The 5,707-nt window shown below is 62.7% G+C and carries 4 protein-coding genes, 1 tRNA gene and 3 pseudogenes; 6 read left to right on the forward strand and 2 right to left on the reverse strand.

Annotated elements, in window-relative coordinates; translation table 11 throughout:
• Positions 1–58 precede the first annotated feature (58 nt).
• The 5 genes and pseudogenes from I5M_RS26720 to I5M_RS26740 all read left to right on the forward strand — a co-directional run bounded on the left by I5M_RS26720 (position 59) and on the right by I5M_RS26740 (position 4,227).
• Positions 59–1,072, forward strand: a complete 1,014-nt coding sequence (locus tag I5M_RS26720) for a TRAP transporter substrate-binding protein (RefSeq protein WP_022724198.1) — start codon at positions 59–61, stop codon at positions 1,070–1,072.
• A 123-nt stretch (positions 1,073–1,195) separates the two neighbouring features.
• A pseudogene (locus I5M_RS30695) lies at positions 1,196–1,779 on the forward strand (TRAP transporter small permease).
• Positions 1,776–3,101 (forward strand): TRAP transporter large permease, encoded by a 1,326-nt coding sequence (locus I5M_RS26730; RefSeq protein WP_022724199.1) that lies wholly within the window; start codon positions 1,776–1,778, stop codon positions 3,099–3,101. The pseudogene I5M_RS30695 and the gene I5M_RS26730 overlap by 4 nt, the downstream one beginning before the upstream one ends.
• 166 nt (positions 3,102–3,267) lie before the next feature.
• On the forward strand, positions 3,268–3,876 hold the full coding sequence (locus I5M_RS26735) for a Spy/CpxP family protein refolding chaperone (protein ID WP_022724200.1): 609 nt from the start codon (positions 3,268–3,270) through the stop codon (positions 3,874–3,876).
• Between the two features lie 275 nt (positions 3,877–4,151).
• Positions 4,152–4,227: transfer RNA gene (locus I5M_RS26740), tRNA-Lys, on the forward strand.
• 5 nt (positions 4,228–4,232) lie between these two features.
• On the opposite strand, the gene I5M_RS32535 is transcribed toward I5M_RS26740, so the two are convergent.
• Positions 4,233–4,697, reverse strand: a complete 465-nt coding sequence (locus I5M_RS32535) for a hypothetical protein (RefSeq protein ID WP_148287967.1) — start codon at positions 4,695–4,697, stop codon at positions 4,233–4,235.
• Between the two features lie 99 nt (positions 4,698–4,796).
• On the opposite strand from I5M_RS32535, the pseudogene I5M_RS31670 reads away from it, so the two are divergent.
• Positions 4,797–5,192 (forward strand): annotated as a pseudogene (locus tag I5M_RS31670) (ABC transporter substrate-binding protein); the annotation flags it as partial.
• Here the strand turns inward: I5M_RS31670 and I5M_RS26750 are convergent.
• Positions 5,193–5,707, reverse strand: a pseudogene (locus I5M_RS26750) (aminoacyl--tRNA ligase-related protein); the annotation flags it as partial.

Below are 5,707 nucleotides of genomic sequence, written 5' to 3' on the forward strand. Positions count from 1 at the left end.
GGGGAAAACAGGCTCGATTGCAGCGTTTTACCGCTCAACAACAATAGGGGGACGTGCCATGCACACATTGACCCGGTCCATGATCCTGGCCGTGGCATCGGCCGCGGTGTTGGCTTTTGCCGGCCCGGCCGGTGCACAATCGCCGATTGTCATCAAGTTCAGCCACGTCGTGGCGCCGAATACGCCGAAGGGCATGGCGGCGGACAAGTTCAAGGAGCTGGCCGAGAAGTACACCGGCGGCAAGGTCAAGGTCGAAGTCTATCCGAACTCGCAGCTCTACAAGGACAAGGAAGAGCTGGAAGCCTTGCAACTCGGCGCGGTGCAGATGCTGGCACCGTCGATTTCCAAGTTCGGCCCGATCGGCGTCCGCGAATTCGAAGTGTTCGATCTGCCCTACATCCTGCCGAACCTCGACGCGCTGCGTAAGGTCACCAACGGTCCTATCGGCGAGAAGCTGTTCAAGCTGCTGGAGCCGAAGGGCATCATCGGCCTGGCTTATTGGGACAACGGCTTCAAGGAGATGAGCGCCAACAAGAAGCTCATCGCCCCAGAAGACTACAAGGGCCTGAAGTTCCGCATCCAGTCGTCCAAGGTGCTCGACGCGCAATTCCGCGCCCTTGGCGCCATCCCGCAGGTGATGGCGTTCTCCGAAGTGTACCAGGCGCTGCAGACCGGCGTCGTCGACGGCCAGGAGAACACGCCGTCGAATATGTACACCCAGAAGATGCACGAAGTGCAGAAGTACACCACGCTGACCAATCACGGCTACATCGGCTACGCGGTGATCGTGAACAAGGCGTTCTGGGAAGGCCTGCCGGCCGACATCCGCACCGAGCTCAACAAGGCGATGAAAGAAGCCACCGAGCTGAACAACTCGCAGTCGGCCAAGGAAAACCAGGACGCGCTCAATGCCATGAAGGCGTCGGGCAAGACCGAGCTGATCACGCTGACCAAGGATCAGGACGCCGCGATGCGCAAGGCGATGGCTCCGGTCTACAATGAGGTTGGCAACCGTGTCGGCAAGGCGCTGATCGAGGAATTCGTCAAGACCAGCGGCGGCGGCCCGAACTAAGGCCGCTTCGGGCGCCCGCCGAGCGGCGGGCGCCGTTCTTTTCGGAGCCGTTCGATCGGCGGCTCCGACAATCACCAAACAATCGGGACGCTGCCGCCCGGCGGTCGATCCACGGGGAAACGAATGGTCCTGCGAATTCTCGACCGGCTCGAGGAAATCCTGATCGCGACGTGATCGGGGCGGCCACGTTGCTGATCTTCGTCGCGGTGGCACACCGCTATCTCGTCACCATTCCGATCTTCTATCCCTATCTGTTTCCGATCGATCTTTCGTGGGCGCAGGAGCTGTGCATCTACATGTTCGTGTGGATGGCGAAGTTCGGCGCCGCCTACGGCGTTCGCACCGGCATTCACGTCGGCGTCGACGTGCTGATCAACGTGGTCAATCCGAAGGTGCGCAAGGCCACTATCCTGTTCGGCCTGCTGTGCGGCGCGCTGTTCACCGCGGTGATCGGTACCATGGGCGCCAAGTTCGTCTACGGCCTGTCGGCGACCGACCAGGTCACGCCCGACATGGAGCTGCCGAGCTGGATCGTCTATCTGGCCATTCCGCTCGGCTCCTATCTGATGTGCTTCCGCTTCCTCCAGGTCGCCTACACCTTCGCGCGTCACGGTCATCTGCCGCATCATGATCACGGCCAGGTCGAGGGCATCGACGAGCCGCATATGCCCGGCACAGCCAGCGAAGCCGCGGAGGCCGTGCGATGAGCTCGCTGATCATCTTCGCACTGCTGATCGCCCTGATGCTGACCGGCATGCCGATCTCGATCGCGCTCGGCCTGACGGTGCTGACCTATGTGTTCACGCTGACGCACGTGCCGATCGAGTCGGTGGCGCTGAAGCTGTTCACCGGCATCGAGAATTTCGAGATCATGGCGATCCCGTTCTTCATCCTCGCCGGCAATTTCCTGACCCATGGCGGCGTCGCGCGGCGAATGATCAACTTCGCCACTTCGCTGGTCGGGCACTGGTACGGCGGCCTCGGCCTCGCCGCGGTGATGGCCTGCGCCCTGTTTGCGGCCGTGTCGGGCTCGTCGCCCGCGACCGTGATCGCGATCGGCTCGATCATGCTGCCGGCGATGGTGAAACAGGGCTTCCCGAAGCGCTTCGGGGCCGGCGTGATCGCCACGTCTGGAGCGCTGGGCATCCTGATTCCGCCGTCGATCGTCATGGTGGTGTACGCGGTGGCGACCGGCGGCTCGATCGCGCTCGATCCGTCCGGCCATCGGGTGTCGTCGGCCTCGGTCGGCCAGTTGTTCATCGCCGGTGTCATTCCCGGCATCATGCTGGCGTCGCTGCTCGGCTTCACCACGTTCTACCGCGCCTGGAAAAACGACTATCCGCGGCTGCCGAAGGCGACCTGGAAGGAGCGCTGGACCGCGTTCCGCAACTGCATCTGGGGACTGCTGCTGATCGTGCTGGTGCTCGGCGGCATCTACAGCGGCGCGTTCACGCCGACGGAAGCGGCCGCGGTCAGCGCGGTCTATGCCTTCGTGATCGCCGTCTTCGTGTATCGCGACATGTCGATCAAGGACGTGCCGAGGGTGCTGCTCGGCTCCGCCAACATGAGCGCGATGATCCTCTACATCGTCACCAATGCGGTGCTGTTCTCGTTCCTGATGGCCAATGAAAACATCCCGCAGTTGATTGCCAACTGGATGTCGACCGCCGGCGTCAACTGGATCTGGTTCCTGCTGGTCGTCAACGTCCTGCTGCTGCTCGCCGGCAACGTCATGGAGGCGACCTCGATCGTGCTGATCATGGCGCCGATCCTGTTTCCGGTCGCCGTCAAGCTCGGCATCCATCCGGTGCATCTCGGCGTCCTGATGGTGGTCAACATGGAGGTCGGCATGTGCCACCCGCCGGTCGGCCTCAACCTCTATGTTGCCTCCGGCATCGCCAAGATGGGTATCACCGAACTCACCGTGGCCGTGATGCCGTGGCTGCTCACCATGCTGGCGTTCCTCGGCCTCGTCACCTACGTGCCGGAGATCTCGCTGTGGCTGCCGCGGATGCTCGGCATGCTGTGAGCCGGCCGATTCTTGAACATTCGATGAATAGCGGTTGCGAGTTGTTACTTAGTGTTGCGCTCGGATTGGATGAAATCTTGGTAACGCTGGGGTTTCTGTCCAAACCGTAAGTTGCAAGCGCGCGGGCGCAGACCGATCTTCAGGTGACCTTTGAGAGGAGGTTCTCATGAAGAAGGTTTTGCTCGCCGGTGCCGCTGCGCTGCTGATCACCGGCACGACCGTCGCCTACGCCCAGCATCGTCCGTGGTTCGATCACATGCGCCCGAAGTTCAGCGCACAGGATCGCTCCGCCTTCGCCGACGCCCGCATTGCCTCCGTGCATGCCGGGCTCAAGCTGACGCCCGATCAGGAGAAGCTGTGGCCGCCGGTCGAGGCTGCGGTGAAGGATCTGGTCAAGCTGCGTATCGACCGCGCCGAGGCGCGGATGAAGACGCGCGACGAGGAGCGTGATCCGGCGAATGCCGATCCGGTGGCGCGGATGCGCGACCGCGCCGACAACATGGCGGCCACCGCCGCGGCCCTGAAGAAAGTCGCAGACGCGGCCGACCCGCTCTACAAGTCGCTCGATGATGGCCAGAAGCGTCGGCTCAAGGTGCTGACGCGTTTCGAGCGTATGGGTGGCTTCGGCGGCCATCATCACCGCCACTTCATGCACCGCGACCGCGACAACGACGATCGTGGTCCGGGCTTCGATCGCCCAGGCTTCGGCCGTGGCCCCGGCTGGGATCGCGGACCCGGCAATATGGACGACAGTGACGGCCCGCACCGGCTCTGATTCCGCATGGCTCCGGCCGCACGGCGCTCCGTGCGGCCGGGCAGGGCGGCCGATTGCTCTGGTCCCTGGGGATATGTCGGCCGCAAGCGACGGCGCGCTGCGGCTCACACTTCAGTCGAATGGCTGAATCCTTCGACAAGCCGCTGCGAACGCGTCCATTTTGGTCCGTCACGAAAACTTCGCATCAGGCCGAAAAAGTCGTCCGGCTGGCTGGACATCCTGTGCCCGCCTTGGTAAACGACCGCGTCCCGAACGGGAAATTCCGGATCGGCTCCGGGCGCATAGCTCAGTTGGTAGAGCAGCTGACTCTTAATCAGCGGGTCCTAGGTTCGAGCCCTAGTGCGCCCACCATCAAATCAGGCACTTTCAGAGGTGCACGTCAGGATGGCCCATCCATCCTGTGGTTGATTTGAGAACCCGTTCGGCTCTGCAGTCATCCTTGATGTGACACGCGCGACGAACGCATGATCGTCGCGAAGCGCTTCTTCGTTCCGCGTAAGCTGCTGCTGCCGAAGAGCCTCGGCTTCCTTGAGGAGTCGTCGCCCCAAAGTTTTTGAGTCCGAAATCGTCAGCATCCGCGGCTTATTTCCCGTAGCTGCACCGGCCGCCGGCATGCGGACGAGTCCCTTGTCTCGATCACCTTTGGCCGCCGCCCGAACGCCGAACAATTTCCAGACCTCGCAGCGCTGAAAATGTTGCGCCGCTATGGCTCCGGTCGGAATCTCCAGTCGACATGGCGTTGCTGTGGACCGGCAAACGGGCAGCGGGCTGCTTGCGAAAGCGCCATTCGCCGCATAATCGGTCAAAACGGTCAAATCCAACAAACCGGGAATCCTTTAAACGTCGTTTTTCCTGCGTGGCACGATGTCTGCATGACCGTTTTGGCCGGTCTTGTGCTTTGTCCCACGAAGGAGACGCCGATGAGTTCAGAATTAAGCCGCCGCCATTTGCTGCAAGGTGCCGCGGCTGCCACCCTGGCGGGCTATCTGCAGATCGATCCCGACTTCTTCCTCTCCAAGGCGCATGCCCAGGCGGGGAAGACGATGACGTTCCTGTCGGCAGAGAACATCACCGGCAATTGGGATCCGACCGCCCACACCACGCTCTCGCAGAAGAACATCGAGGGCTATGTCATGGGCTTCCTGACCCGCACCCCGATGAAGCTCGAGAACCCCGACGAGGTGGTTTACGAGCTCGCGACGGAGATCAAACTGCTCGATCCGCACAAGCTGCAGATCAAGCTGCGGCAGGGCATCGTGTTTCACGACGGCAAGCCGTTCAAGGCCGAGGACGTCAAGGCGACGTTCGAATACGGCTGCGGTCCCCGAGCCGTTCAGCGTGTGGACGAAGCGCGGCTTGCCGTCCGGACCGCGCGACCGCGCATCCATGCGGCGGGCCTGGAAGTCGCCGCACACCGAGCACGACGAGATCTCGCGATAGGCGCCGCCCTCGCCCTGCCCCGGCATCCACACTTCGATGTCGTAGGTCTTCTGCGACGCGAAGCCCATGTCCCCGGTGCACAGCGTCATGACGCGATAATGCAGCCCGAGCCGGCGCAACACCTCCTCGGCGCAAGCCAGCATCCGCTCGTGCTCGTCCTTGCTTTGCTCCGGCGTGGTGATCGACACCAGCTCGACCTTGGTGAACTGATGCTGCCGGATCATGCCGCGCGTATCCCGCCCCGCCGCGCCTGCCTCGGCACGGAAGCACGGCGTCAGCGCGGTGAGCCGCATCGGCAGCTCTCTTTCGTCGAGAATGGATTCGCGGACGAGATTGGTGAGGGAGACTTCGGCGGTAGGGATGAGCCAGAGGCGTGCAGGAACGCCACGAT

This window comes from Rhodopseudomonas sp. B29 (assembly GCF_000333455.1).
Lineage (GTDB): Bacteria > Pseudomonadota > Alphaproteobacteria > Rhizobiales > Xanthobacteraceae > Rhodopseudomonas.

Excerpts from the sequence above, each read along its gene's own strand:
- I5M_RS26720 (WP_022724198.1), top strand. The coding sequence starts at position 59 with ATGCACACATTGACCCGGTCCATGATCCTGGCCGTGGCATCGGCCGCG.
- I5M_RS26730 (WP_022724199.1), top strand. The coding sequence starts at position 1,776 with ATGAGCTCGCTGATCATCTTCGCACTGCTGATCGCCCTGATGCTGACC.
- I5M_RS26735 (WP_022724200.1), top strand. The coding sequence starts at position 3,268 with ATGAAGAAGGTTTTGCTCGCCGGTGCCGCTGCGCTGCTGATCACCGGC.